The sequence below is a fragment of the Allobosea sp. 05L423 genome, assembly GCF_056397745.1.
The window spans coordinates 712,909-739,674 of sequence record NZ_JBFTOA010000002.1 but is presented as its reverse complement, the minus strand read 5'-3'; the positions used below and the strand labels follow the sequence as shown (position 1 = coordinate 739,674).

General features: G+C 67.0%; 25 protein-coding genes. 11 read left to right on the top strand and 14 right to left on the bottom strand.

All coding sequences use genetic code 11. The annotated features are described in order from the left end of the window. Window positions 1–4: 4 nt before the first annotated feature. Genes AC1DNE_RS07550 through AC1DNE_RS07525 form a run of 6 tightly spaced genes read right to left on the bottom strand, consistent with a single transcriptional unit; the run spans window position 5 to window position 7,491 of the window. Window positions 5–1,486, bottom strand: a complete 1,482-nt coding sequence (locus AC1DNE_RS07550) for an NAD(P)-binding domain-containing protein (protein WP_476765105.1) — start codon at window positions 1,484–1,486, stop codon at window positions 5–7. Then, window positions 1,483–3,117, bottom strand: a complete 1,635-nt coding sequence (locus AC1DNE_RS07545) for an ABC transporter ATP-binding protein (RefSeq protein ID WP_441470644.1) — start codon at window positions 3,115–3,117, stop codon at window positions 1,483–1,485. Before AC1DNE_RS07545 ends, AC1DNE_RS07550 begins: the two co-directional genes overlap by 4 nt. Then, window positions 3,114–3,944 (bottom strand): ABC transporter permease, encoded by an 831-nt coding sequence (locus AC1DNE_RS07540; RefSeq protein WP_441470643.1) that lies wholly within the window; start codon window positions 3,942–3,944, stop codon window positions 3,114–3,116. Before AC1DNE_RS07540 ends, AC1DNE_RS07545 begins: the two co-directional genes overlap by 4 nt. A 3-nt stretch (window positions 3,945–3,947) precedes the next feature. After that, window positions 3,948–4,925 (bottom strand): ABC transporter permease, encoded by a 978-nt coding sequence (locus AC1DNE_RS07535; RefSeq protein ID WP_441470642.1) that lies wholly within the window; start codon window positions 4,923–4,925, stop codon window positions 3,948–3,950. Between the two features lie 56 nt (window positions 4,926–4,981). Further along, window positions 4,982–6,586 (bottom strand): ABC transporter substrate-binding protein, encoded by a 1,605-nt coding sequence (locus tag AC1DNE_RS07530; RefSeq protein WP_441470641.1) that lies wholly within the window; start codon window positions 6,584–6,586, stop codon window positions 4,982–4,984. A 59-nt stretch (window positions 6,587–6,645) separates the two neighbouring features. Beyond that, entirely contained in the window at window positions 6,646–7,491 is an 846-nt protein-coding gene (locus AC1DNE_RS07525; protein WP_441470640.1) for a VOC family protein, read from the bottom strand. A gap of 235 nt (window positions 7,492–7,726) precedes the next feature. On the opposite strand from AC1DNE_RS07525, the gene AC1DNE_RS07520 reads away from it, so the two are divergent. Genes AC1DNE_RS07520 through AC1DNE_RS07510 form a run of 3 tightly spaced genes read left to right on the top strand, consistent with a single transcriptional unit; the run spans window position 7,727 to window position 11,000 of the window. Further along, window positions 7,727–8,125, top strand: coding sequence for a MarR family winged helix-turn-helix transcriptional regulator (locus tag AC1DNE_RS07520; RefSeq protein WP_441470639.1), 399 nt, complete (start codon window positions 7,727–7,729; stop codon window positions 8,123–8,125). Window positions 8,126–8,170: 45 nt separating this feature from the next. After that, entirely contained in the window at window positions 8,171–9,487 is a 1,317-nt protein-coding gene (locus tag AC1DNE_RS07515; protein ID WP_441470638.1) for an MFS transporter, read from the top strand. Between the two features lie 40 nt (window positions 9,488–9,527). Further along, entirely contained in the window at window positions 9,528–11,000 is a 1,473-nt protein-coding gene (locus AC1DNE_RS07510; RefSeq protein WP_441470637.1) for a protein adenylyltransferase SelO, read from the top strand. Window positions 11,001–11,065: 65 nt separating this feature from the next. Here AC1DNE_RS07510 and AC1DNE_RS07505 read toward each other — a convergent pair whose 3' ends face one another. The 7 genes from AC1DNE_RS07505 to AC1DNE_RS07475 all read right to left on the bottom strand — a co-directional run bounded on the left by AC1DNE_RS07505 (window position 11,066) and on the right by AC1DNE_RS07475 (window position 17,483). After that, a complete protein-coding gene (locus AC1DNE_RS07505) occupies window positions 11,066–11,767 on the bottom strand; it encodes an ABC transporter ATP-binding protein (protein WP_441470636.1) in 702 nt (233 codons plus the stop codon). Further along, window positions 11,764–12,522, bottom strand: a complete 759-nt coding sequence (locus tag AC1DNE_RS07500) for an ABC transporter ATP-binding protein (protein ID WP_476765107.1) — start codon at window positions 12,520–12,522, stop codon at window positions 11,764–11,766. The genes AC1DNE_RS07505 and AC1DNE_RS07500 overlap by 4 nt, the downstream gene beginning before the upstream one ends. Further along, window positions 12,519–13,403, bottom strand: coding sequence for a branched-chain amino acid ABC transporter permease (locus AC1DNE_RS07495; protein ID WP_476765108.1), 885 nt, complete (start codon window positions 13,401–13,403; stop codon window positions 12,519–12,521). Before AC1DNE_RS07495 ends, AC1DNE_RS07500 begins: the two co-directional genes overlap by 4 nt. Further along, window positions 13,403–14,266, bottom strand: coding sequence for a branched-chain amino acid ABC transporter permease (locus AC1DNE_RS07490; protein WP_476765109.1), 864 nt, complete (start codon window positions 14,264–14,266; stop codon window positions 13,403–13,405). The genes AC1DNE_RS07495 and AC1DNE_RS07490 overlap by 1 nt, the downstream gene beginning before the upstream one ends. 74 nt (window positions 14,267–14,340) lie before the next feature. Beyond that, complete coding sequence (locus tag AC1DNE_RS07485; RefSeq protein WP_441470632.1) at window positions 14,341–15,561, bottom strand: ABC transporter substrate-binding protein; 1,221 nt, start codon at window positions 15,559–15,561, stop codon at window positions 14,341–14,343. 18 nt (window positions 15,562–15,579) lie between these two features. After that, window positions 15,580–16,818, bottom strand: coding sequence for a metal-dependent hydrolase family protein (locus AC1DNE_RS07480; RefSeq protein ID WP_476840997.1), 1,239 nt, complete (start codon window positions 16,816–16,818; stop codon window positions 15,580–15,582). A gap of 14 nt (window positions 16,819–16,832) precedes the next feature. Beyond that, window positions 16,833–17,483 (bottom strand): TetR/AcrR family transcriptional regulator, encoded by a 651-nt coding sequence (locus AC1DNE_RS07475; RefSeq protein ID WP_476765111.1) that lies wholly within the window; start codon window positions 17,481–17,483, stop codon window positions 16,833–16,835. Between the two features lie 117 nt (window positions 17,484–17,600). On the opposite strand from AC1DNE_RS07475, the gene pcaD reads away from it, so the two are divergent. Together pcaD and AC1DNE_RS07465 are read left to right on the top strand one after the other, a co-directional pair. Beyond that, window positions 17,601–18,374: a 3-oxoadipate enol-lactonase gene (pcaD, locus tag AC1DNE_RS07470; protein WP_476765112.1), complete on the top strand. Its 774-nt coding sequence runs from the start codon at window positions 17,601–17,603 to the stop codon at window positions 18,372–18,374. Window positions 18,375–18,552: 178 nt separating this feature from the next. Next, window positions 18,553–21,114, top strand: a complete 2,562-nt coding sequence (locus AC1DNE_RS07465) for a bifunctional acetate--CoA ligase family protein/GNAT family N-acetyltransferase (protein ID WP_441470628.1) — start codon at window positions 18,553–18,555, stop codon at window positions 21,112–21,114. A gap of 71 nt (window positions 21,115–21,185) precedes the next feature. Here AC1DNE_RS07465 and AC1DNE_RS07460 read toward each other — a convergent pair whose 3' ends face one another. Further along, window positions 21,186–21,893: a YcbK family protein gene (locus AC1DNE_RS07460; RefSeq protein ID WP_441470627.1), complete on the bottom strand. Its 708-nt coding sequence runs from the start codon at window positions 21,891–21,893 to the stop codon at window positions 21,186–21,188. 340 nt (window positions 21,894–22,233) lie between these two features. Between AC1DNE_RS07460 and AC1DNE_RS07455 the strand changes: the two genes are divergently transcribed. From AC1DNE_RS07455 to nuoE, 6 genes are all read left to right on the top strand, one after another. Then, the gene (locus AC1DNE_RS07455) at window positions 22,234–22,614 is read left to right on the top strand and encodes an NADH-quinone oxidoreductase subunit A (protein ID WP_400510278.1); all 381 of its coding nucleotides are present in this window, start codon (window positions 22,234–22,236) and stop codon (window positions 22,612–22,614) included. Between the two features lie 65 nt (window positions 22,615–22,679). Beyond that, window positions 22,680–23,264: a NuoB/complex I 20 kDa subunit family protein gene (locus tag AC1DNE_RS07450; protein WP_441470626.1), complete on the top strand. Its 585-nt coding sequence runs from the start codon at window positions 22,680–22,682 to the stop codon at window positions 23,262–23,264. Between the two features lie 40 nt (window positions 23,265–23,304). After that, on the top strand, window positions 23,305–23,910 hold the full coding sequence (locus AC1DNE_RS07445; protein WP_441470625.1) for an NADH-quinone oxidoreductase subunit C: 606 nt from the start codon (window positions 23,305–23,307) through the stop codon (window positions 23,908–23,910). Further along, window positions 23,910–24,350: a GFA family protein gene (locus tag AC1DNE_RS07440; protein ID WP_441470624.1), complete on the top strand. Its 441-nt coding sequence runs from the start codon at window positions 23,910–23,912 to the stop codon at window positions 24,348–24,350. The genes AC1DNE_RS07445 and AC1DNE_RS07440 overlap by 1 nt, the downstream gene beginning before the upstream one ends. Further along, a complete protein-coding gene (locus AC1DNE_RS07435) occupies window positions 24,347–25,537 on the top strand; it encodes an NADH-quinone oxidoreductase subunit D (RefSeq protein WP_441470623.1) in 1,191 nt (396 codons plus the stop codon). The genes AC1DNE_RS07440 and AC1DNE_RS07435 overlap by 4 nt, the downstream gene beginning before the upstream one ends. Before the next feature lie 290 nt (window positions 25,538–25,827). Beyond that, on the top strand, window positions 25,828–26,757 hold the full coding sequence (gene nuoE / locus AC1DNE_RS07430) for an NADH-quinone oxidoreductase subunit NuoE (RefSeq protein ID WP_441470622.1): 930 nt from the start codon (window positions 25,828–25,830) through the stop codon (window positions 26,755–26,757). Window positions 26,758–26,766: the final 9 nt, after the last annotated feature.

The window sequence follows — 26,766 nt, the reverse complement described above, 5'->3', positions numbered from 1 at the left end:
CGCGTCAGGAATGCGGGAAATCCTCCGGCCTGAAGAACGGCGTATCCTTCAGCTCCGGCTCGTCGAAGGCTTCGAGATCGCGCCGGACCTCGGCGATGTCCTGCCGGAAGAAGCCGGCGACGAGCGCCTGCGCGACGCGCTCTCCGGCGATGGCGACGCCGGGAATGTCGCTCGCGATTGCGCCATGGCTGACAAGGGCGCCGTGATTGACGAGATGGATGCGCGAGAGTTCGGCCGGTGCATCGGCGTCGCGCGGCTGGAGCTCGAAGCCCGGGCCGAGATAGGGCGCCCGCGCCAGGGCGGGGCGGGCGAGCCCGGTCGGCGGTGTGTAGCGATCGCTCCAGCGCGCGACATGCGGCGCGAAGTCCGCCAGTTCCGCGATGCTGGCCGCGTCGATCTGGAAGCCGGTGGCGACGACGAGGAAATCGTGACGACGTTCGATCCGGCCCGCGGGCGTGTCGATGTCGAGCACGACCTGTTCGCCTTCGCGGCGGACGGCCGCCACGCTGTGGCGGAAACGGATGTCGAGCCCGTCCGATCTCAGGGCGCGCAACACAGTCTCGTGCGGCGGCGGCGCCAGCCTATCGTCGAGATAGGCCGCGAGCGCCCAGCGCTCGGCATCCGGCAGGGCACCCCAACCGTGGAAGTAGCCGGGGTTGGCCGAGCCCCGCCCCTTGTTGATCTGCGGCAGATGCGGCCGGCGCAGATACATCGCCGCGCTTGCCGCGCCTTGCTCCAGCGCGGTTGCGGCATTGTCCCAGGCCGAGGCGCTGCCGCCGATGACGCCGACCGACTTGCCGCGCAGCTTGTCGAAATCGATCGGGTCGTTGCTGTGGGCTGCGAAGGCCGGCTTCAGCGCCAACGGTACGATGTCTGGCCAGACATCGCCGCCGGCGCCGCCTCGCCCGGTCGCCAGAACGACATGGCGCGCGAAGACGGTCTTCGCTCCCTCCGCTGTCTCGATATCGAGGGCGAGCAGGCCGTCATGCGGCCGCAGCTTCGACAGCGTGGTCCGGTGCTGCACCGGCAGATCCAGCACGCGCTGCAGCCAGCCGAGATAATCGACCCAGACGGCATTGGGTATCTTGTAGAGGGCCTCCCACGCCGCTTCGCCGAAGCTCGCCATGTACCAGGCGGCGAAGGTCAGCGAGGGGATGCCGAGGGCCGGCCCGGTCAGCGTCTTGGGCGAGCGCAGCGTGTCCATGCGCGCATAGCGATTCCACGGGCCTTCGCGCCCCGGCTCGTTGGCGTCGAACACGCGGATGTTGACGATGCCCTTGGCCAGAAGTGCCGAAGCCGCGGCGATACCGTTCATGCCGGCGCCGATGATGGCGACGTCGAGAACCGGCTCGCTCGCATTTATCGTCCGCGGATGGAGCCAGGGCTTGGCCGGGAAGCCAAGCAAGGCGAGGTCGCGCTTCACCTGCGCTTCATGCCGAGCAAGGCCGCCGGCGATCGGCACCGGCGTCGCGATGCGCTTCATCATGGAACCTCCGCCGTTTTGCGGAGGGCCTCGGCCGTGCCGAAGCCCTGGCCGGGGATCGAGGCGAGCAGCGCCTGCGTGTAGGGGTGTTTGCGCTGGCCGAACACCTCGGCCACCGTGCCGGCCTCCACGACCTCGCCGTTCTTCATCACCGCTACGAGATCGCAGACCTGCGACGCGACGCGCAGGTCATGGGTGATGAAGACGATGGAGAGCCCCAGCCGCTCGCGCAGATCGGCGAGGAGCTTGAGCACCTGCGCCTGTACGGAGACGTCGAGAGCCGAGACCGGCTCGTCGGCGACGAGGACGTCGGGTTCGAGCGCAAGAGCCCGCGCCAGGCCGATACGCTGGCGCTGGCCGCCGGAGAACTCGTGCGGATAGCGGTCCGCTGCTGCGGGATCGAGCCCGACGAGGCCGAAGAGCTCGCGGGCGCGCTCCAAAGCCTGCCGGCGCGGCATGCCGTTGACGACGAGGCCCTGCGCGACCAGGTCACCGACCTTGCGGCGGGGATTGAGCGAGGCGAAGGGGTCCTGGAACACCATCTGGATGTGTCGGCTGCGCGCGCGCATCTCCGAGCGCGAGAGCTTGGTCAGATCCTCGCCCTTCAGGCGGATCGCGCCGGCATCGGGGTCGATCAGCCGGATGATGCAGCGCGCCAGCGTCGACTTGCCCGAACCGGACTCGCCGACGATGCCGAGCGTCGCGCCCTTCGGCAGGGCGAGCGTCACGTTCTTCACCGCATGGGTGACGCGCTGGCCACGGCCGAGGAAGCCGCCGGTGCGATAGGTCTTCGAGACGTTCTCGATCGTCAGGATCGGCTCGTCCGAAAGCGGACGTGGCGGCGGCGGCTTCAGGGCCGGCACGGCCGCGATGAGCTGGCGGGTATAGGGGTGGCTGGGACGGCTCAGGACGGTCTTGGGTTCGCCCTGCTCGACGACGAGCCCGTGCTGCATCACCACGACGCGGTCCGCGATCTCGGCGACGACACCGAAGTCGTGGGTGATGAAGAGCACGGCGGTGCCCTTGCGCGCCTGCAGCTCGCGGATGAGCTTGAGGATCTGTGCCTGGGTGGTGACGTCGAGCGCCGTCGTCGGCTCGTCCGCGATCAGTACCTTCGGGTCGAGCGCGAGCGCCATTGCGATCATGGCGCGCTGGCGCTGGCCGCCCGAGAGTTCGTGCGGATAGGCTTTGGCGGCGCGCTCGGGCTCCGGGATCTGGACTTCCGTCAGGAGGTCCTGAACACGGGCCGCGATCGCGCGCCTGTCGAGAGCGGTATGGATGCTGAGCATCTCGCCGATCTGGTCGCCGATCGAGCGCAGCGGGTTCAGCGCCGTCATCGGCTCCTGGAAGATCATGGCGATGCCGGCGCCGCGAATTTTTCGCATCTCGGCCTCGCTCAGCGCGGCGATGTCGCGGCCTTCGAAAAGGATCCGGCCGCGCTCGATCGCGACGCCGGTGGGCAGGAGCCGCATGATCGCATTGGCGGTCATCGACTTGCCGGAGCCGGATTCGCCGACGACGCAGACGATCTCGCCCGCCTTCAGCTCCAGCGAGACGTCTTTCATTGCGTGGGGCCGGTCGGCTCCCTCCGGCAGGCCGACAGTCAGTCTGTCGAGGGTAAGGATCGCGCTCATCGTCCCTTGAGCCTCGGGTTGAGGGCGTCGTTCAGTCCCTGGCCGACCAGCGAGACGCCGAGCACGGTGAGCACGATCGCGAAGCCGGGGATGGCCGAGACGTACCACTGCACGCGCAGCACGTCGCGGCCGAGCCCGATCAGATTGCCCCATGAGGCGACGTTGGGGTCGGAGAGCTTGAGGAAGGCGAGCGAGCTTTCGAGCAGGATAGCGACCGCCATGACGACGCTGGCGTAGACGATGACCGGCGGCAGCGCGTTGGGCAGGATTTCGCCGAAGATCAGCTTGAGATCGGAGAGGCCGATGGTGCGCCCGGCCTGCACGAATTCGCGGTTACGCAGCGAGAGGAACTCGGCGCGGGTGAGGCGGGCCGGTGCCGGCCAGGAGACGATGCCGATCGCGACCATGACCGTCGGCAGCGTCGAGCCGAAGACGACGACGAGCACCAGAAGCAGCAGGAAGTTCGGCAGGGTCTGGAAGGCCTCGGTGATGCGCATCAGCACGGTGTCGACCTTGCCGCCATAGAAGCCGGCCAGCGCGCCGATGACGATGCCGATCGCGACCGCGATGACCGTGGCGACGATGCCGATCAGCAGCGAGATGCGCGCGCCGTAGAAGATCTGGGCGGCGATGTCGCGGCCGGAATTGTCGGTGCCGAGCAGGAAGCGCGGATTGGCGAGCGGCCATTGCAGCGGCCGGCCGGCGAGCGCCAGCGGATCGCGCGGGAAGAGCCAGCCGGCGCTCGCTGCCATCGCGATGACGAGGAGCAGAAGGACGAGGCCGATCACCGCCGGCGGGCTGCGGAAATAGCGCTTGAGGGCGTCCATTGCTCAGCCCTCCGGCGCGATGCGCGGATCGAGCCGCGCGTAGAGGAGGTCAACGATGAAGTTCACGACGATCACCAGCAGCGCCGAGACGAAGACGATGCCGAGCAGCGTGTTGAGATCGCGCTGAATTACCGATTCATAGGCGAGGCGGCCGAGGCCGGGCAGCGAGAAGACGCTCTCGACGACGACCGAGCCGCCGAGCATCGTGCCGGCCTGCAGGCCGATCAGCGTCACCATCGGCAGCAGCGCGTTGCGCAGGACATGGCGGGTGATGACCCGCGTCTCGTCGAGGCCCTTCGAGCGGGCGGTGCGGACGAAATCGAGGTTGAGGACCTCCAGCATCGCGCCGCGCATCAGCCGCAGATAGATGGCGAGATAGATCAGCCCGAGCGTCAGCGTCGGCAGGACGAGGTGGCGCGCGATGTCGAGCGTGCGGGCGAAACCCGTGAGGCCAGCGCCGATATCCTCGAAATCGCCGGCCGGCAGCCATTGCAGATGCACGGAGAACACCACGATCGCCATCAGCCCGAACCAGAAAGAGGGCGTGGCGTAGAAGATCAGGCCGAGCGTCGAGATGAGCGTATCCCGCCAGCGATTGACGTCGCGCGCGGCGAGGACGCCGAATACGATGCCGGCGAAGAAGGCGAAGGAAAGCGCGGAGACCATCAGCAGCAGCGTCGCGGGAAGGCGCTCGGCGATGACGCTGGCGACCGGCTTGCCGTAGATGGCGGAATGGCCGAGATCGAAGCGGACCAGCCGCCAGAGATACTGGCCGAGCCGCTCGGCGGTGGAGAGGTCGAGCCCATAGAAGCGGCGCAGTTCCTGCGCGAGCTTGGCGTCGCCGCCACCCATCTGCGCCATCATGGCGTCGACAGTGTCGCCGGGTGCGAACTGCAGCAGCAGGAAGATGCCGATCAGGATCAGCAACAGCGTCGGGATCGAGGCGGCGAGCCGCCGCCCCGCAAGGGTGAGAATACGCATGGTCTACGCGCCGTGTTGTCGCGGGCCGCGCGAGAGGCCGGCCCGCTCTCCAGTTCTTACTCGGCCAACCAAAGGTCGTGCCAGCTCGACGAACCCCAGCGCGGGGTGTTCGAGTGATTGCGGGCCTTGGCGCTGATCGTGGTGACGAAGATCTGTTCGATCGGCGTCCAGATCGGCAGCTCGGTGTTCACCTTGCGCACGAACTCGCCATAGAGCGCCTTGCGCCTGGCCGGATCGACCTCGGTCGCCGCGTCGTCGATGATCTTGTCGACGGCCTCGTCCTTCCAGTCCCACTGGTTGGTCCAGGGCGCGCCCTTTGGCTGGCCGGAGCGATACCAGACCGTGGTCGAGACGGCCGGATCGTTGCGGTACTGGTGCCAGCCGGTGGCGAGGTCGAAATCCCAGTCGTTGTAGACGCTCTTCAGGAAGCCGCCGCCGTCGACGCGCACGATGTCGACCTTGATGCCGACCTGCGCCAGCGACTGCTGGATGAAGGTGGAGAACAGTGAGATGTCCTCGCCCCAGGGGGCGGGTGTCAGCCGGAGCGAGAAGCGCGTGCCGCCAGGGCCGGGCTTGTAGCCGGCCTCGTCGAGCAGCTTGACCGCCAGCGCCTTGTCGAACGGATATTGCGGGCCGTTGTCGGCCGGGTAGAAGCCGGTCGAGACCGAGGGGATCGGCCCGGTGCCGCGCTTGGCGAAGTCGCCGAGGAAGTTCTCGATGAAGAACGGGATATCCAGTGCGTGCGCGATGGCGCGGCGCACGCGGATATCGGCGAGTTCCTTGCGGCGGAAGTTGAACTCGATCGTGTTGGTACGGGCGTTGCCCTCATTGCCCTTGGTGGAGACGATGAAGCGCTTGTCCTGCGACAGGCGGGCCATGTCCGAGATCGTCAGTCCCGAGAACGGGCTGTAGTGCAACTGGCCGGCTTCGAGCTGGGCGGCGGCGGCCGAACGGTCGGTGATCACGCGCCAGATGATGCGGTCGAGATAGGGCGCGTTCTCGCGCCAGTAGTTCGGGTTGCGGTCGGCGATCACATGCTGTCCGCGCTCGTAGGAGACGAACTTGAACGGGCCGGTGCCGATGGGCGCGAGGTTCACCGGGTTGTTCCGGATGTCGCCCTTGCCCTCGTAGAGATGGCGCGGCGAGACGTAGCCGAGATCGGGCAGGGCACGCAGCAGCAGGTTCAGCGGCATCGGCCGCTCGTAGCGGAAGATCGCGGTGTGCGGATCGGGCGTGTCGACGGCGGTGAGGAAGAGCTGCAGCGTGGTGCCGTAGTTCAGGATCTTCTTCCACATCTCCATCGCGGTGAACTGGACGTCCGCCGAGGTGAATGGCTGGCCGTCATGCCAGGTCACGCCCTTGCGCAGCTTGAAGGTGATGGTCTTGCCGTCCGGGGTCGCCTCCCAGCTCTCGGCGAGGACGCCGACCGGGTTGCCGTTGGCATCGAGATCGACCAGCGGCTCCTGGATCTTGCCGCCGATGATGTAGACGCCGGTCGAGGCCTGCAGGCTCGGGTTGAGCTGGCGCTGCTCGGCGCCGTAGTGAACGCCGAAGACGCCGCCCTTACGCGGCGTCTCCTGCGCGAAGGCCTTGAACGGGTTGACGACGTTGGCCGCGATGGCGGCGGAGGTCATCAGGATGGAACGGCGGGTGAAGTCCATGGGGATCCTCGACGATCTGAGCTCGGAGGCTGAAAGACGGAATGCAGGAGCCGTGCCGGTCAGGCAGGCACGAAGCTGAGCACGGAACCGGAGGCGCGAGCGGCGGGGACGCTGGCGGCGTCGCCGTGGCGGATCGCTCCGGAGGCCTTGGCGGCGGCGTCGAGATCGCGCGTCGCCAGCACCAGCGCAGCGACGCCCTTCGGCGCCGCGCCTTCCCGCACGGCGCCGGGATAGCGCTCGGCGAAAGTCTCGGCGGTATAGAACAGGATGTCGGCGCGCGAGCGCCCGGAGGCGACGCGCCACGCAGCGCCCTCCTGCCGGGCAGGCTCGTCGATCAGCCGCGAGAGATGTGCCGCGGCGGCCTGCGGATCGGCCGACAGGATCTCGATGCGACGCAGCGCGACGGCGCCGTTGGCGTGCTGCTGGAGAACCGGGATCCAGACGTTCTCGCGCGTCAGGTGCTGGCAGGCGAAGATGCGGATGCCGCCGGGCTGCTCGTCGAGCGGCCAGCGGAAGACGTTGAACTTGGCATCGGCCTCGCCACCGCCGGGAAGCGGCACCGGCCGGCCAAAATGCACTGGTCCGATCGCCGGAAAGCCGCGCGCCGTGATCTCGGCTGCTCCGGCCGCGGCGTCGTCGGTGGTGAAGGCTATGCGCTCGACACCTTCGTGCTTCGCCAGGAAATCGCGCGTGGGCTTGTTCTGGTCGGTGTCGGAGACGATCCCGAGCAGTTCGAGATAATCCTCCTGCAGCATGATCGTGTGATTGGCCGAGCCCATATGCGGCGAATGTAGCCCGCGCGGCGAGACGGTGAAGCCGAGCCCTTCCCAGGCCTTGGCCGAGAGAGCGAGGTCGCGAACGGCGACGACGACATGGTCGACACCGAGAACATGATCGAGAGACATCCGGCCGGTCCGATATATTGCCGCCCTGCAGCGGCGTAAGCGAAGAATTTCCTTCTTCGGTCGGCAATCTAGTCGGGCGGTATGGGGAATGTCCTTATCGTTGTTTTCCGATTTTAGAGATGAATGATCTCCTTTTTGCGGTCGGTGCCATGCGGGCCGGCTGCGCTGGATACGCCGCGGCGCGGTCGTCGAATCGCGCTTGATTTTGCAGCGAAGCGGGCATATACCCGCAACGATGTCCATCGCCTGTTACTGCACACGCCTCAAGACCGTGACCCGCAAGATTGCGGGACTCTACGACGCCGCTTTGGCGCCGGTGGGGATCAACATCGCCCAGTTCGCGATCCTCAGGAACGTCCGGAGGCATCAGCCAGTCAGCCTGACGGAACTGGGCCGGCTTCTGGAACTCGATCGATCGACCATGGGGCGCAATATCCGCGTGGTCGAGAAGATGGGCCTCGTACAACTGGGGCGCGGCGAAGATCAGCGGGAGCTGGTCGTGTCGCTGAGCGCGCAGGGGGAGGCGATTCTGGAGGAGGCATCTCCGCTCTGGGAGACGTGCCAGCAGGATATCACCGGGCGTCTTGGCGCCGAGCGTCTCAAGGCTCTCAACGAGCTGAGCGATCTTCTCTGATCGTTTAATCTTAAGCGGGTATATACCCATAAATTGGATGCTCTCATGTCGCAGATAGCCGTCTCCGCCGAGAACTCGGCATTACCCCGCTTCTTCGCCCGCCGCGGCATCCATTATGGCTGGGTGGTCGCGGCGGTCACCTTCCTGACCATGCTGGTGACGGCCGGCGCCGTCGGTGCGCCCGGCGTCCTGATCGGCCCGCTGCATCAGGAGTTCGGCTGGTCGACATCGGAGATCTCGTCCGCCTTCGCGATCCGCCTGGTGCTGTTCGGGCTGATCGGGCCGTTCGCCGCTGCCTTCATGAACCGCTTCGGCGTCCGGCGCGTCGCGGCCGTCGCCTTGACGCTGATCGCCGCAGGTGTGCTCGGCTCCTTCGTCATGACGACGCTGTGGCAGCTGATGCTGTTCCTGGGCGTCGTGGTCGGCTTCGGCACAGGGCTGACGGCCATGGTGCTGGGCGCGACAGTCGCGACGCGCTGGTTCGCGGCACGGCGCGGTCTTGTGATCGGCTTGCTCACGGCCAGCACGGCGACGGGCCAACTCGTCTTCCTGCCCCTGCTCGCCTCGCTGACGGAGACGGTGGGTTGGCGCAGCGCGCTCGCCGTCGTGCTCGTCATGCTGCTGCTCGCCGCTGTCGCGGTGCTGATCCTGATGCGCGACCGGCCCTCCGATATCGGGCTGGCGCCCTATGGCGCGACAGCTCCGACGGCAGCGCCGCCAGCAGCACCCGCGACGCTGGGCGCGATGCTGGCCTCGCCGCTTGTCGCACTCAAGGACGCCTCGCGCTCCGGCATCTTCTGGGCGCTGTTCGGCACCTTCTTCGTCTGCGGCGCCAGCACGAACGGCCTGGTGCAGACCCATTTCGTCTCGCTCTGCGGCGATTTCGGCATGGCGCCGGTGGCCGCAGCCGGCATGCTTGCGATCATCGGTGTCTTCGACTTCGCCGGCACGGTCGGCTCGGGCTGGCTGTCCGACCGCTTCGACAGCCGCAAGCTGCTGTTCTGGTACTATGGCCTGCGCGGGCTTTCGCTGATCTATCTGCCCTTCACCAGCTTCAGCTTCTACGAGCTCTCGATCTTCGCGGTGTTCTACGGGCTCGACTGGGTGGCGACGGTGCCGCCGACGGTGAAGCTCGCGGCCGACCGCTTCGGCGAACGCGCCAACCTCGTCTTCGGCTGGATCTTCGCCGGCCATCAGCTCGGCGCCGCTACCGCCGCCTGGGGGGCGGGTTTCAGCCGCACGGTCTATGCGAGCTACCTGCCGGCCTTCTTCATTGCCGGCGTGCTCTGCCTCATCGCTGCCGTGGCAATCGTGTCGGTGCGCGAGCCGCGCGAGCGGGGCCTCGTCCCGGTGGCTGCGTGAGGGTTGACGTTGCCATGCCGGCTGGCGCGCATATCTACGGATGATGATCGCGATTCCGTTCGACAACTCCTATGCGCGCCTGCCGGAGCGGTTCTATGCCGCGGTGAACCCGACTGCTGTCGCGGCACCCCGGCTGATCAAGCTGAACGAGGCGCTGGCGCGGCAGCTTGGCCTCGATCCGGGCTGGCTGAAAGGGCAGGACGGTTTGGCCCTGCTCGCCGGCAACAGCCTCGTCGAGGGCACGACCCCGATCGCGACGGCCTATGCCGGGCATCAGTTCGGCGGCTTCAGCCCGCAGCTCGGTGACGGCCGGGCCATCCTCCTTGGCGAAGTGGTGGACCGTGACGGCCAGCGCCGCGACATCCAGCTCAAGGGAGCCGGCCCGACGCCGTTCTCGCGGCGCGGCGACGGGCGGGCGGCGCTGGGGCCGGTGCTGCGCGAATACATCGTCAGCGAAGCCATGGCCGCGCTCGGCGTGCCGACGACACGGGCGCTCGCGGCGGTGCTGACTGGCGAGACGGTTCGGCGCGAGACGCTGCTGCCCGGCGCCATCCTGACCCGCATTGCCGCCAGCCATATCCGGATCGGGACGTTCCAGTTCTTCGCAGCGCGGCGCGATGTCGAGGCGCTGCGCCTCCTCGCCGACCACGTCATCGCGCGGCACTACCCGCCGGCGGCGGAGAGCGAAGCGCCGTATCTTGCCCTGCTGGAAGCCGTCGTCGCCGCGCAGGCCGATCTCGTTGCGCGTTGGATGCTGATCGGCTTCATCCATGGCGTGATGAACACCGACAACATGTCGATCGCGGGCGAGACCATCGATTACGGCCCCTGCGCCTTCATGGACAGCTACGATCCGGCGACCGTCTTCAGCTCGATCGACGAGCACGGACGCTACGCCTATGGCAACCAGCCGCCGATCGCGCTGTGGAACCTGACGCGGCTCGCGGAGGCGCTCCTGCCGCTGCTGGCGGATGACCAGGAAAAGGCCGTCGCGATCGCGCAGGACGCGGTCAACCGCTTCAATGAACTGTTCCAGGCCGCGCTGATCGCCGGCTTCCGCCGCAAGCTTGGCCTCGCGACCGAAGAGCCCGATGACGTCCCGCTCATCAAGGGACTGCTGGACACGATGCAGCGCGGACAGGCGGATTTCACGCTGACCTTCCGGCGGCTCAGCGATGATGCCGGGGGCAACGGGCAGAGCTGCCGCGAGCTCTTCGGCAATCCCGGAGAGTTCGACGATTGGTACGGCCGTTGGCAGCAGCGGCTGCAGCAGGAGAGCCCCTCCGCGGAAGAGCGGCAGCGCGCGATGCGAAGCGTCAATCCGCTGTTCATTCCGCGGAACCACCGGGTCGAGGCGGTGATCCAGGCAGCCGTGGAACGGGACGATCTGGCCCCGTTCGTGGAATTGCTCGCCGTTTTGGCGAAACCCTATGATGAGCAACCGGGCCGTGAAGACTACGCTCAGCCGCCGGCCGTGCATGAGCGCGTGCTGGCAACCTTCTGCGGCACCTAGCGTTTTGCGCCTCCAGGGATGACCCGGGCTTGCAGGCCGCTGCCGTTTGGACAGCGGCCGCTTCGTCAGTGCTGGCCGAGATAAAGCTCTGCTGCCTTCGGATCGTCGAGCAGGCTTTGGGCGGGGCCAGCGAGCGCGACCTTGCCGCCGTCGAGGATGCAGCCATTGTCGGAGATCGCGAGCGACTGGCGCGCGCGCTGCTCGACGACCAGAACCGAGACGCCGAGCTCGGGCAGGCGTTTGATCAGAGCGAAGGCCTCGGCCACCTTGGCGGGGGCAAGGGCCGCCGTCGGCTCGTCGAGGATCATCAGGCGCGGGCGCGTCATCAGGGCGCGGGCGAAGGCGAGCTGCTGGCGTTCGCCGCCGGAGAGCGAGCCGGCGCGCGCACGCTTGCGTTCGCCGAGCAGCGGGAACGCTTCGAAGAGCTCGCGGATGCGCTGTGCCTGATCGCGTACGCCGACGACGACCTGCAGGTTCTCCAGAATGCTCATCGAGCCGAAGACGTTGGCGACCTGCGGGACATAGCCGATGCCGGCCGCGATACGATCCTCGGTCGCGAGCGGCAGCAGGTCGCGCCCCTCGAACCGGATGCCGCCGGAGACGCGCGGCAGCAGGCCGACGATGGCCTTCGCCAGCGTCGACTTGCCGGCGCCGTTGGTGCCGGCGACCGTTAGGATCTCGCCCTTCTGCAGCGACAGCGAGATGCCGTTGAGGATGTCGACCTCGCCGTAGCCGCCGCGGACGTCCTTGATTTCCAGCAGCGTCACGACACGCCTCCGAGATAGGCTTCGCGCACGACGGGATCCTCGAGGACAGCGGCGGGCGCGCCCTCGGCCAGAACCTTGCCGCGATCCATGACGGCGAGCCGCGGCACGAGCCGGGTCAGCGCCTGCAGATCGTGCTCTATGATGACGAAGCCGATGCCACGCGCGTTCAGCTCCTCGATCCGCTCCATGATCTCGCCGATCAGCACCGGATTGACGCCGGCGAAGGGCTCGTCGAGGAGGATGAGCTTCGGCTCGACCATCAGGGCGCGGCCGAGTTCGAGCAGCTTCTTCTGGCCGCCGGAGAGCTTGCCCGATGGCACGTCGGCGACCTTGCCGAGCTTGAGGAAGGCAATGGTGCGCTCGACGGTCTCGGCGATCGCCGCTTCTTCCTTGCGGACCTGGCCGGGGCGAAAGAACAGGCCGAGCAGGCTCTCGCCGGTCTGATCGGGGGCGGAGGCCATCAGGTTCTCGCGCACCGTCAGATGCGAGAACTCGCGCGGAACCTGGAAGGTCCTGACCATGCCGGCGCGGGCGCGCTGCGGCGGGGAGAGTGCGTCGATGGGCTCGCCGTTCAGCAGGATCTCGCCGGCGTCGGCCGGGACGAAGCCGGAGATGACCGAGAACAGTGTCGACTTGCCCGCGCCGTTCGGGCCGATGATCCCGAACAGGGCATCGGTCTCGATGGTGAGGCGCACGCCGTCGAGGGCCTGAAAGCCGCCGAAGGACTTGGTGATGTTGCGGATTTCGAGGCTCATCGCTTGGTGTAATCCCCCATGAGCCCCTGCGGCCGATAGATAATGAACAGGATCAGCAGCAGGCCGACGAGGCCGATGCGGACCGAGGCCATGTCAACCTCGGAGATGCCCGGCACGATGTCGCGGATGAAGCGGGAGCCTTCGAGGAAGGCCATCAGGATTACCGAGCCGATCACCGCGCCGGATACGCGACCGACGCCGCCCATGATGATCGCCATCCAGACATAGAAGGTGACGAGCGGGATGTACTGCTCGGGCACGATGTAGGTGATGTAGTGGGCGTAGAAGGCGCCGGCGATGCCGGCGAGCGCCGCGCCGACCACGAGCACCTGGATCTTGAAGCGCGGCGGGTCCTTGCCCAGCGCCTGCACCGCTTCCTCGTTGTCGCGGATCGCCTCGATGATGCGGCCGAAGGGCGAGCGCGCGATGCGGCGGATCATCCAGGCGGCGACCACGGTGACGGCCAGGATGGTGGCGAAGGTGGCGAGCTGCCCGGCAGCGCCGCCGAGGCCGGAATAGAGCCGCGGAATGCCGGGAATACCCTGCACGCCATTGGTCAGCCAGCGCTCGCTGGTCAGGACGATCCTCACGACCTCCGAGAATCCCAGCGTGACGACGGCGAAGTAATCGTCGCGCAGGCGCAGCGAGACCAGGCCGATCGGCCACGCCGCCACTGCCGCGAACAGGGCCGCGCCCGCGAAGCCGACGATGAACGGCGCGCCGTTCATGACGAGCAGTGCGCTGGCATAGGCGCCGATCGCGAAGAAGCCGACATGGCCGAAATTGATCAGGCCGGTGAGCCCGTATTGCAGCGTCAGCCCGAGGCTGAGCAGGACGTAGATCAGCGCGATGATGCCGATCGCGACGAGATAGGCTTCCATCAGCGCACTCCCTCGACGCGACCGAACAATCCGCGCGGCCTGACCAGCAGGACGGCGAGCATGATCAGGAAGGCGATGGCTATCTTGTAGGTGAAGCCGACGAAGGGGGTCGAAACCTCCTGCATCGCGCCGAGGATGAGCCCGGCGACGACCGCGCCGACCGGTGAGCCGATGCCGCCGAGGATCGCCGCGGTGAAAGCAGGCAGCAGCATTTCCCAGCCGAATTCCGGGGTCACGATCGTCTTCATGCCGAGCATCATCCCGGCAATGCCGGCGACGGCGCCGGCAAGCAGCCAGAGCGCGATCATGACGCGGCCCGGCCGGATGCCGGAGACGCGGGCGAGGTCGCGGTTGTCCGCTACGGCACGCATCTGCCGCCCGATCGCGGTGAGGTAGAGCAGGCCGAAGACGGCGATCAGGGTGATGAGCGCGACCAGCGCCATCTGCAGGTCGAGCGGCAGTATGCGCAGTCCGCCGAAGACATAGGGGCGCGAGAGCGGCACCTGAAAGACCTGCTGGCCATGGCCGAAGGCGACGCCGAGCGCCGCCCGCAGCACGAAGGCGACGCCGATCGAGGCGACGAGAAGCGCGACGACCGATCGGTTTGCGAGCTTCCGGAACACGCTCCAATAGGCGAGGAGCAGGACGATTCCGGTCGCGCCGGCCGCACCGAGCCCGGCCACGATGAAGGAGCCGCTGGCCTTGTGGGCGGCCAGCGCCGCATAGGCGCCGAGCGTCATGGAGTCACCGGTCGCAGCGTTGGGAAAGCGTGCGATCCCGAAGACGAGGGTGATCGAGAGCGCCGCCAGGCCGATGACGAGGCCCTGGAATAACCCGTTTATGAAAAGCTGAGCATAGAACATGGAGCAACCTGGTCGGGCATCGCCGCGGCCGGAGCCTGCGGCCCCTGCAGGCGATGGCCTGCAGGGGCGATGCGTCAGATGTTGACGACGTAGCGCCGGTTGAGCTTGCCGCCTTCGATGAAGAAGACGCCGAAGGACGGGGAGACATCGCCGTACTGGTCGAAATCCAGGACGGAGGAGGCGCCCTCGTAGTTGATCTTGCCCTTCTTCAGCGCTTCCTTGCCCTCGGCGTAGCCGTAGACCTTCGTCCCGTCTGGGTTGCAGACCTCGCGGATCTTGGCATTGATCGCCGCCGTCTCGGTGGAGCCGGCGGCCTCGATCGCCAGGGCGAGCGCATGGACCATGTCCCAGGTCATGGCGCTGAAGATGTTCGACTGGCCGGACTGGCCGGTCGCCTTCTGATAGGCTTCTTCATAGGCCTTGAAGGACGGCGCCGTCTCGTTGGAGACCGAGTCGACGGAGATCACGCCCTCGACGACCTCGGGGCCGGTCGCCTTCACCAGATCGGGGTTGGCTGCCCAGCCGGGGATGATCCACTTGACCGGCTGCCCGGTCTGGAACCATTCGCGCATGATGATCGTGGTATCGGAGAGGTAGGAGCCGGTCACGATCACGTCGGGATTGGCGGCCAGCACCTTCTGCAGCTCGGAACGGTACGAGGCCTGGTTCGGCTCGTAGACGACGTTCTCGACGACCTTGTTGCCCTTCGCCTCCCAGGCCTTGCGGAAGCCCTCGGTATTGCCGATGCCGGAGGCGTTGTTGAAGGCCATGGTGGCCGGGCGCTTGAAGCCCTCCTTCACGCAGATCTCGGCGAAGGCCCTGCCGAAACGATCATTGGTGGCCTGGAAGCGATAGGCCAGGCCCTTGGCGTTGGCGGGAGGCACGGACAGGGCCGGCGCGCCGGAGGTATTCATCATGATGATGTTGGCGTCGTTGGTCAGCGGCAGCACCGCCAGCGAGACGCCGGACGACCACGTCCCCAACAGCGCCTGGATCTTGTTGACGTCGATCAGCTTCTTCGCGGCGAGCACGCCGGCCTGCGGGCTGGTCTGCGTGTCCTCCGCGACGACCTCGATCTTGCGGCCGGCCGCGCCGCCAGCGGCGTTGACGATCTCGGCCGCGGCGATGATCATCTTCTGCATGCCGGAGCCGTAAGGCGCGCCGGCGCCGGTGACCGGGCAGAGCGCGCCGATGCGGAAGACGCCCTGCGACTGTGCGCGCAGGACGGAAGGCGCTGCGATCAGCGCCGAAGCGGCACCCAGCGTGCCGATGAACTGACGACGGTTGGTGGTCATGGCCTGTTCCCTTTTTGGTTAGTTCAGTTCGTTCTTGATGAAGTCGCCGTTCTTCATGATGACCGGCATGTTGCGCCCCTGTCCCGTCAGGAGCGAGAGGTCGGCCAGCGGATCGCCGTCGACCACGATGAAGTCTGCATAGGCGTCGGGCTTGATGGTGCCGATCTTGCCGGTCATGCCGATCAGCTCGGCCGCATTGACGGTTGCCGAGCGGATGACCTCGATGGCGGGGAGCACGCGTCCGCGGATGACGAACTCCTCCGACTGGTGGCGATGCATGGCGCCGAGCAGGTCCGTTCCGTAGGCCATCGTCACGCCGGCCTCGCGCATGATCTCGAGTGATTCCAGTCCACGCAGGCGGACGTCGTCGATCTTGGCGACGGAGGAGGGGGGAAGGCCGTAGGAGGCGCCTTCGTTGTTCAGCGCCTCATAGGTGACGAGCGTCGGGCAAGCGATCGCGCCGCGCTCATGCATGAGGCGCGCGGTCGCGGCCTGGACGAGGTTGGCGTGCTCGATCGAACGGACGCCGAGCTTCACGGCCCGCGCGATGCCCTCGTCGGTATAGAGATGCGCGGCGACATAGGTCTGCGCGTTGTGGGCTTCCTCGACGATCGCGGCGATCTCGGCATCGCTGAAGCCGAGGAAGGCGATCGGATCGGTCGGCGAGGCGATGCCGCCATTGGCCATGATCTTCACGAACTGCGCGCCCTGGCGGATCTCGTCGCGCGCGGCCGCGCGGCAGGCGTCGACGCCGTCGCAGATGCGCCCGAGCGAGCCGAGCTGATGGGTCTGGTAGTCGGGCTCGCGGTTGTCGTAGCGGCCGCGGAAATCGGCGTGTCCGCCGGTCTGCGACAGGGCCTTGCCGCAGATGACGAGGCGCGGGCCGACATAGAGGCCCTGCTCCTGCGCCTCGACGAGGGCATAGGTCGCGCCGCCAACGTCGCGGACCATGGTGAAGCCGCGATGGAGCATCTCGCCCATCAGCTTTACGGCCTGCAAGGCGACGAGCGCATCCGGGAGGAGCGCGTTCTGGCCGAAATTCGCGGAATTGGCGATCACATGGACATGGCAGTCGATCAGGCCGGGCATCAGGGTCCGGCCCTTGAGATCGATGCGCCGCGCGCCGCCGTCGGCGATGGGACGGTCCGAGACCTCGCGGATCAGCCCGCCTTCGATGCGCACGAAGCGGTCATGCTCGCCTTCCGGGCTGGACCCGTCGAGCAGCCTTGCATTCTCGAAGATGATCGCCTGTGTCACTGGAGTCTGCCTTGCTATGTCAGAACGGAAATGGCGCCTTCGCTTGCGCGGCTGCTCTGCGAGTGCTCGGCCAGGACCGTCTTCCAGAAGCCGAGAAGGCGCGCGTAATAGGCGGGGTCGTCGCGCAGGATGGTCTGCAGGCTCATGCCGCGCATCAGGCAGAGCGTGGCGTTGAAGGCGGCCTCGACCTCAGGCTTCTGCAGGCCGGTTCCGTCGAAGAAATCCTGCCAGGTGCCGTCGAGCGCCGCATGGAATTCGCGCGTCACCGAAACCAGCTGTTCGCGTAGGTAGGGATTGTGGCGCGCGGCCGTCACATGCTCGAGCGTGACCAGGAACAGCTTGCCGGAGAACAATTCCCACATCCGATCGACGAATTCGGAGAGGGACAGGCTTCCGGCTTTGACGAGTTCGGCGACCTCGCGGATCTCGTCGATCCAGCTCCGGAGCAGATGGCTCACGGACTGGACGATCAGATCGTCCTTGCCGGAAAAATGGTGGTTCAGCGCGCCACGGGTGACGCCTGCGCGGGCCGCAATATCTGCTGTCGTCGCAAGCGCGTAGCCGCGTTCGACCAGGAGGTCGAGCGTCGCCTCGACGAGCCGCGCCCGCGTTTCCGTCGAGCGTTCCTCCTGAGTCCGGCGCTGCTTCTCGGCTGATGGCGGCATCCGGGGACCTTAGTCGGCGTGAAACAAACAGACAAGCATGCATGTTTCTTTTTTCTGTTGTTGCGCACAATGATATCCCCAGCACACAAAGAGACCGAAACGGACGGAGCGACGGCGATGCGGATCAAGATCGGCCATGAGGAATTCGAAGTGCGCATCGACGGCAGCGATACGGCGCCTGCGCTGTTGCTCTCGAATTCGCTCAGTTCGGACATGTCCATGTGGGACGACCAGATTCCGCTCTGGTCGAAGCGCTTCCGCGTGATCCGCTACGATCAGCGCGGCCATGGCCGCAGCATCGTTTCGCCGGCTCCCTACACGATGCAGCAACTGGGGCGGGACGCGCTCGACGTGCTCGATGCACTCGGCGTCGCACGCGCACATTTTTGCGGGCTCTCGATGGGTGGCATGGTCGGCATGTGGCTGCTGACCCATGCGCCGGACCGAATCGAGCGGGCGGTCCTGGCCAATACCGCCGCCTATATGGGGCCGGCCGATCTCTGGAACGGCCGCGTCGCGGCAGCCGAAAGTGGCGGCATGGAAGCGCTCGTCGAGGCGACGATCGCGCGCTGGTTCCCGGAATCCTTCCGCGCTGCGGCTCCCGAGACCATGGAGAGGATGCGGGCCATGATTCTGGGGACGCCCGTCATCGGCTATCAAGGGTCGTGCATGGCGATCCGCGACATGGACCAGCGGGAGTCGATCAAGTCGATCCGGAATCCGGTTCTCGTGATCGTCGGATCGAAGGACCCGGCCACGACACCGGCCGATGGCGAGGCTATCCGAGTGGCGATACCCGGCGCCCGCAAGTGCCTGCTGGACGCGGCCCATATCTCGAATATCGAGCAGGCCGAGCAATTCGGCGCCGAGGTCGATGCATTTCTCGGATGATGGGAACGGAAGGTCGTCGCGTCTTGGTCGCGGACATGGGAGAACTGTGACGTGCCAGCTCGTTCGAGAGGCTCGTCACGGGATGTGCGCGATCGTATGTGAAAGCTGTCGATGACACCTGGCCGGAGCGGCCAGGATCGTTTCTGATCGCACCGCTGCAAACGGACATGGCCGACCGATGACGCTCGCCCTGATCAAGCGCCTGCTCGAGCCTGCCACAATCACCGTGATTGCCGGCGCTGCCGAACCGGATGAGCTGGCAAGGCAAATCCAGGCGGGCGCTTATCGGGGCAAGCTGGTCGTGCTCTCCGGGGAGGACGACCTGCCGTCCATGCCGCCTTCCGATCTCGTCATCGCCTCCAGCGCGGCTGCGGAACGGGCGCTGGCCGCGGCAGGGGAGCGCGGCTGCGCCGGTCTGCTGGTGCCGGACGGGGACGCCGCCGATCGCGACCGGCTGTGCGCGGCCGCCCGTGCCGCGGGGGTGAGATTGGTCGGGCCGTCGTCCCTCGGGATCGCGGCTCCCCGCCTAGGCCTCAATGCGACCGCAGTGCCTACGCATCTTTCCGCCGGCACGCTGGCGCTGGCCGCGCAGTCCAACTCGGTGGCCGCCGGCATCCTGTCCTGGGCGGGGCGTCGCGAGATCGGCCTGTCAGGAGCCGTGGTCGTAGGCGAGGGGGCGGATGTCGATATCGCCGATTGCCTCGATCATTTTGCCGCCGATCCGCACACACGCACCATTCTGCTGGCTATCGACGAGGTCACGGATGCCGCGCGTTTCCTGTCCTCGGCACGCGCTGCCGCGCGGATCAAGCCCGTGCTGGTTCTGAAGCCACCGCGCCCCGATGGCACCTCCTCGGCCTTGACCCACGCCGGGCTGATCGTGACCAGCGATGCCGCGCATGACGCAGCCTTTCATCGCGCCGGGCTGCTGCGCGTGAACGATCTCGACGAACTCTTCGCCGCCGCGGAGACGCTCGGCCGGGCCCGGTCGGCCGATGCCGGCCGGCTTGCCATCGTCAGCAACGGGGAGGGGCTCGCCGCGCTGGCCGCTGGCAGGTTGCGGCAGGCGGCAGGCTCCCAGCCGCCGCGCCGGGAGCCTGAGATCGTCCGTAGCCCGCAGGACTATTATGAAGCGGTCTCGCGCTTGCTGGCGGAGGAAACGGTCGACGCGGTGCTGGCGCTCAACGCGCCGGTCGCGCCAGCTGATCCGCTGGATTGCGCCCGGGCGGTCGTTCGTGCCCGCCGGGACGCGCGGGCCAAGCCCGTGCTCGCTGCCTGGATCGGAGCGGGAGAGAGCGCAGCGGCGATCTTCGCCGCCGCCGGGATTCCCTCTTTCGCTACGGAGCAAGAGGCGGTCGTAGGGTTCCAGCACCTCACCCGTCATGCCGGGCTGATCAAGGAGCTGATGGCAACGCCGCCATCGGTCGATGACGACGACCCGCCCGACGTCGCCGCCGCCGAGACAATCATCGAGCGGGCGCTCGGAGAAGGACGCAGCTGGCTCGAGCCGGATGAGGTGACGCGTTTGCTCGCCTTGTTCCGGATCCCGACGCTCGATCTCGTCATCGCCCCCGATGCCGAGGCGGCGGTTGCGGCAGCCAGGGCGCAGTTCGAGGCAGGACGAACTGTCGCGCTCAAGATCGTCTCCCCCGACGTTCCGCATAAATCGGATGTCGGCGGCGTCGAACTCGACCTTGGCAACGAAGGCGCGGTGCGCGCGGCCGCGGAGCAGATGGCGGAGCGCCTTCGCCGGCAGCGGCCGCAGGCACGCTTGACCGGCTTCATGGTGCAGCCGATGGCGCACCGCGCCAAGGCACGGGAGCTGATCGCCGGATTCGCCACTGATCCCTGCTTCGGTCCCGTGATCGTTTTCGGCCGGGGTGGAACCGCGGCGGAGCTCATCGCCGATACGCATGTCGCGCTGCCACCGCTCGATCTCGCTTCGGCCGAGAGCCTGATCTCGCGAACCCGCGTCTCGCGTATCCTGGCGGCCTATCGCGATGTCCCGGCGGCCGACCGGCGCGCGATCGCCATGGTGCTGGTCGCATTGGGGAAGATGGCGTCCGAGCTGCCGCAGATCCGCGAACTCGATCTCAATCCGATCCTGGCCGATGCGAACGGCGCCGTCACGGTCGATGCCCGCATCGCGCTGGAACCCGACCCCACGCGCCGCCGGCGCCCGGCGATCCGCCCCTATCCGGCTGCGTGGACGAGGCGGCTGGAGCTGGGCGAGCGGAGCTTTTCGGTCCGCCCGATCAAGCCGGAAGACGAACTCCTGATCGGCGCGATGCTGAACAGGGTGACGCCGGAGGATTTGAGGCTGCGCTTCTTCGCGCCGCTCAAATCCTTCAGCCACAGCTTCCTCGCGCGCCTGACCCAGCTCGACTACGCGCGTGAGATGGCTTTCATCGCCACAGAGGACGGCAGCGGCGACGCTGCCGGAGCGGTCCGGCTCCATGCCGACCCCGGACATGTCGAGGCCGAATACGCGATCCTGCTGCGTTCGGACCTGAAAGGCATGGGGCTTGGCCGCGCATTGATGATGCTGATGATCGACTGGGCCAGGGCCGAGGGCATCCGCCGCGTGCATAGCCAGGTGCTGGCGGAGAACGGGCCGATGCTCGCTCTCTGTCACAGCCTCGGTTTCGAGATTGCGCTCGACCCCGATGATGTTTCGGTCAAGCGGGTCACGCTGCGGCTGGATGCGCCGGGCCATTCGGAGGCAGCCGAAGGGCCCTGATCCCGGTTGAAAGGAATGAGCGGCCGCGTTCGCGGCCGCTCAAACAGGGAAGATGGCGGGAGCGCCGCTCCCTACCAGGGTCGGCGCGGTCCCGTGTCGATGTGGATCAGCCCGTTCCAGTAGACATGGTGCCCGCCGACCTCCGGCAGGCTGCGCACCCATTCGAGGACGACGCGCGGGCGCACGCCCGGGACGCGGAAGTCCATGGCCTGGCAGCCCTTGTGATAGGAGCCGCGCCGCGCGCGCCAGGGCGGCCGCCAGGTCGAAGTCACCTTCACCGCGCCATAGCGATCCACGATCTTGCCGAGGGTCTGCTTCAGTTGGTCGGGCAGGCAGGTGATCGAGGTGCCGGGATCGGTCGAGATTCCCGGCCGCTCGGGCTTCTCGTTCGGGTCGAAGTCGGGCTCGGCGCCGGCCTTCTGGCCCGGCGTCAGCTTCGGCCATTCCACGCCTTCATCGTCGTCCGGCTCGCCGGGGGCGGGCGGAGTACTTTCGGCGGGCGGGGTTACGGAGGCGGGAGTGCTCTCAGGTGTTTCGGGCCCCGGCGCTGCAGGAGGCGTGTCCTGAGCGGCGCTGCGGGGTGACGGCGCTGTCGTGGAAGCGGCCCGCGGCACGATGATGTCCGGCAGTTTCGGCGTGCCCTCCAGATCGAGATCGAACGGCCGCTGCGGCGGCAAGGGCGCGCGGACGCGCTCGCCCTCCTGGGCCATGGCCGATGTTGTGGAAAGCAGAAGGGCAAGCGCCGGGACGACCGCGGCGCGCAGGCAGGCGGGCTTCATCGCGCCGCGGGAACCATTGCCGGATTCGGCGCGAAGGCGGGCTGAAACGGCTTAGACATCGAAGGCCTTTCGGGCGTGGCAGGCTTGCCGGCCGGGAACGATTCGGCACGGTGAACGGATTTCTGCCCGTCCCTGCAGCTGAAAATACGCGTTTCCGACGGAATTCCGCCCAGAACGGCGGAGAGGGTGTGCGGACGCAGACGAATTCTGCCCCATCCTGCGCTGCATTCAACCCGCTCGCGCGATTGTGCGGCGCGGCGGAGTCTTGCTTCATTCTAATCGAGGGTCTAAGCGACTGGGACAGCGAGCCGCCCCGCGGCCGTCTGAAGTGAGTTCGACCATGCAAGCTCTTCCGGTGTCATCGATCCTGAGCGACTACCTGCCGCTGGTGCTGTTCATCGGTGTCTCGGCGGTCATCGGCCTGGCCCTGCTGATCGCCCCCTTCGCGATCGCCTATTCGAAGCCGGATGCGGAAAAGCTCTCGGCCTACGAATGCGGCTTCAACGCCTTCGACGACGCCCGCATGAAGTTCGATGTCCGGTTCTATCTGGTCGCGATTCTCTTCATCATCTTCGATCTCGAAGTCGCGTTCCTGTTCCCCTGGGCCGTCGCCTTCGGCAGTCTCGGCTGGTATGGCTTCTGGTCGATGATGATCTTCCTCGGCGTGCTGACCGTGGGGTTCGTCTACGAGTGGCGCAAGGGCGCGCTGGAGTGGGACTGACTGTCGGATCGCGGGGCGGAGTTCCGCTTCCTATCTGGCAGGCAAAGGTTCACGAGGGTTAGGTTATGGCAATCACAGCGATCGATCGCGGCGACCCGCTCGTCGCGCAGGCACCGCGGGGGCTTCTCGGCCCGGACGGGAAGCCGGTCGGCACGCGTGATCCGTTCTTCGTCGAGATCAACAACGAGCTCGCCGACAAGGGCTTTCTCGTCACCGCCACCGACGATCTGATCAACTGGGCCCGCACGGGCTCGCTGATGTGGATGACGTTCGGCCTGGCCTGCTGCGCCGTCGAGATGATGCAGCTCTCGATGCCGCGCTACGACGTCGAGCGCTTCGGCTTCGCGCCGCGCGCCTCACCGCGCCAATCGGACGTGATGATCGTGGCGGGCACCCTGACCAACAAGATGGCCCCGGCGCTGCGCAAGGTCTACGACCAGATGCCGGAGCCGCGCTACGTCATCTCGATGGGTTCCTGCGCCAATGGCGGCGGCTACTACCACTACAGCTACTCGGTGGTGCGCGGCTGCGACCGCATCGTCCCGATCGACATCTATGTCCCGGGCTGCCCGCCGACGGCCGAGGCGCTGCTTTACGGCGTGCTGCTGCTGCAGAAGAAGATCCGCCGCACCGGCACGATCGAGCGCTGAGCGCTCCGTCGGTCGATGCTGCAGGCGATAGGGTGAGACGATGAGCGAAGCGCTCGTAAAACTCGGCGAAGAGATCAAGGCCGCGCTGCCCGGCGCGGTGACGGACGCGGTCGTCGCCTTCGATGAGCTGACAGTTCATGCCGAGGCGGCTTCGATCGTCGAGGTGCTGCGGGTGCTCTACAGCGATCCGCGCTTCCGCTTCGTCAATTTCACCGATATCGCCGGCGCGGACTATCCGGGCCGCGAGAAGCGCTTCGACGTCGTCTATCATATGCTGGCGCCGCACCATAACCGGCGTATCCGCGTGAAGGTCCAGACCGACGAGGCGACGCCGGTTCCCTCCGTGATCGATGTCTTCCCCGCGGCGAACTGGTTCGAGCGCGAGGCCTACGACTTCTACGGCATCCTCTTCTCCGGCCATCCGGACCTGCGCCGCATCCTCACCGACTACGGCTTCGAGGGTTACCCGCTGCGCAAGGACTTCCCGCTGACCGGCTTCGTCGAGGTCCGCTACGACGACGAACAGAAGCGCGTCGTCTACGAGCCGGTGAAGCTCAACCAGGAATTCCGCAACTTCGATTTCCTCTCGCCGTGGGAAGGCACGGACTACGTGCTGCCGGGTGACGAGAAGGCGAAGGGGGCGTGATGGCGGCTGCGGCGCAAAAACTGTCCGGCGGCTGCCTGTGCGGCGCGGTGCGGTTCAGCGCCGTGCCGACGAAGCACGAGATGGACGTCTGCCATTGCGGCATGTGCCGGCGCTGGAGCGGCGGGGTCTTCATGGCCGTGCCCTGCGGCGAGGTCACGATCGAGGACGGGAGCCAGCTCGGCAGCTATGTCTCCTCCGACTGGGGCATGCGCCAGTTCTGTCGCAATTGCGGTTCGAGCCTGTTCTGGCGGCTGCGCGAGGGCGGGGACCATGTTGCCGTGGCTTTCCAGAGCTTTGACGACACCAGCTCGTTCAAGTTCCTCGAAGAGATCTTCATCGATGAGAAGCCGGCGCTCTACGACTTCGCCGGCGAGCGCCCGCGGCTGACGGGCGCAGAAGTGATGGCGCGCTTCCAGGCGCAGCAGGAAGGCCGGCAATGACCGAGCACAACATCCGTAACTTCTCGATCAATTTCGGCCCGCAGCATCCGGCGGCGCACGGCGTGCTGCGCCTCGTGCTGGAGCTTGACGGCGAGGTCGTCGAGCGCGTCGATCCGCATATCGGCCTGCTGCACCGCGGCACGGAAAAGCTGATCGAGGCCAAGACCTATCTCCAGGCCGTGCCCTATTTCGACCGGCTCGACTATGTCGCGCCGATGAACCAGGAGCATGCCTTTGCGCTGGCGGTCGAGCGTCTCGTCGGCGTGACCGTGCCGCGCCGCGGCCAGCTCATCCGCGTGCTCTATTCCGAGATCGGCCGCATCCTCTCGCATCTGCTCAACGTCACCACGCAGGCGATGGACGTGGGCGCCCTCACGCCCCCGCTCTGGGGCTTCGAGGAGCGCGAGAAGCTGATGATCTTCTACGAGCGGGCCTGCGGCGCGCGCATGCATGCGGCCTATGTCCGCCCCGGCGGCGTGCATCAGGACTTGCCGGTCTCGCTGATCCACGACATCGCCGAGTGGTGCGATCCGTTCCTCAAGGTCTGCGACGACCTCGAAGGGCTGCTCAGCGACAACCGCATCTTCAAGCAGCGCAACGTCGATATCGGCGTGGTCGACCTCGAGACCTGCTGGAAATGGGGCTTCTCGGGAGTGATGGTGCGCGGCTCCGGCGCGCCCTGGGACCTGCGCAAGTCGCAGCCCTACGAATGCTACGAGGAGATGGAATTCGACGTCCCCGTCGGCAAGAACGGTGACTGCTTCGACCGCTACCACATCCGCATGGAAGAGATGCGCCAGTCGGTGCGCATCATGAAGCAGTGCTGCGACAAGCTGCTGGCGGCCGATGGCGGCGGCCCGGTCTCCTCGCTCGACGGCAAGATGGTGCCGCCCAAGCGTGGCGAGATGAAGCGCTCGATGGAAGCGCTGATCCACCACTTCAAGCTCTACACCGAGGGCTACAAGGTGCCGGCCGGCGAGGTCTATGCCGCCGTCGAGGCGCCGAAGGGCGAGTTCGGCGTCTATCTGGTCTCGGACGGCACCAACAAGCCCTATCGCTGCAAGATCAAGGCCCCGGGCTTCGCCCATCTCCAGGCCATGGATTTCATGTGCCGCAAGCACATGCTCGCCGACGTCTCCGCGATTCTCGGTTCGCTGGACATCGTGTTTGGGGAGGTCGATCGGTGAGATTGGCCGCTGTCTTGATCGGTCTGGTCGGGTGCGCGATCGCCGCTTGCGGCGCGTCGGCGCAGGGCCGTCCGACCTATCAGCAGCTCGAGAAGGCCGGGTTTCGCTATGTTGCCAAGGATCAGCCAGGCTATGTGAGCTGGTGCTCTTGGATTTATGTCCGCCGTTGTACGGATCCGGTCTTCAGCTGCAGTTGCGGCGGCCAGGATCCGAATTATGGGCGTTGTGCGCCGGCTCTGCCGCGCGCTGCCGCCCACTATCGAAGCTATTGCCAGGGTTGAGAAAGCCGAATGTCCGTCCGTCGTCTCGCACCTGATCCTGTCCAACCGGCCTCCTTCGCCTTCACCCCGGCGAACGAGAACTGGATCGACCAGCAGATCGCCAAGTACCCGGCGGGCCGCCAGGCCTCGGCCGTCATCCCGCTGCTGTGGAAGGCGCAGGAGCAGGAGGGCTGGGTCTCGCGCGCCGTGATCGAGACCGTCGCCCGGCGCCTCGGCATGGCGCCGATGCGCGTGCTGGAGGTCGCGACCTTCTACACCATGTTCAACCTGCAGCCGGTGGGCGAGTATTTCGTCCAGCTCTGCGGCACGACGCCCTGCGCGCTGCGCGGCGCGGAAGCGCTGAAGAAGGTCTGCGAAGACGTCATCGGCCCGCAATCGACCGTCACCGCCGACGGCAAGTTGTCGTGGCTGGAAGTCGAGTGTCTCGGCGCCTGCTGCAATGCGCCGATGGCGCAGATCAACGTCGATTACTACGAGGATCTGACGCCGGCCAATTTCCGCCAGCTTCTCGACGACCTGCGCAACGGCCGGCCGACCCAGCCCGGCCCGCAGAACGGCCGCACCGGCTCCGAGCCCGAAGGCGGTCCGCAGACCCTGACCGACAAGGCCCTCTATGACGGCTCGATGATCGGCGCCGGCGACTGGCAGAAGCGCATCGCCGAGCAGCGCAAAGCCACGGCCGAAGCCGCAGCCGCCAAGGCTGCAGCCGAGGCGGAAGCGAAGAAGACTGCCGAAGCCGACGCCAAGAAGGCCGAAGCCACGCCGGCCGCCGTCGCCAGCAAGCCTGCAAGCGAGACCGCCGCCGCTGGCCGCCCAAAGCCTTCGGAGCCCGCCCAGCCGAGCAGCGCCGCCCAGGACACGCCGTCCGCCGACGGCAAGCCGAAGACGACCCGCTCGCGTGCCAAGACCGCCAAGAGCGGCGACAAGCCGGCGGAGTGAGGATCAGAT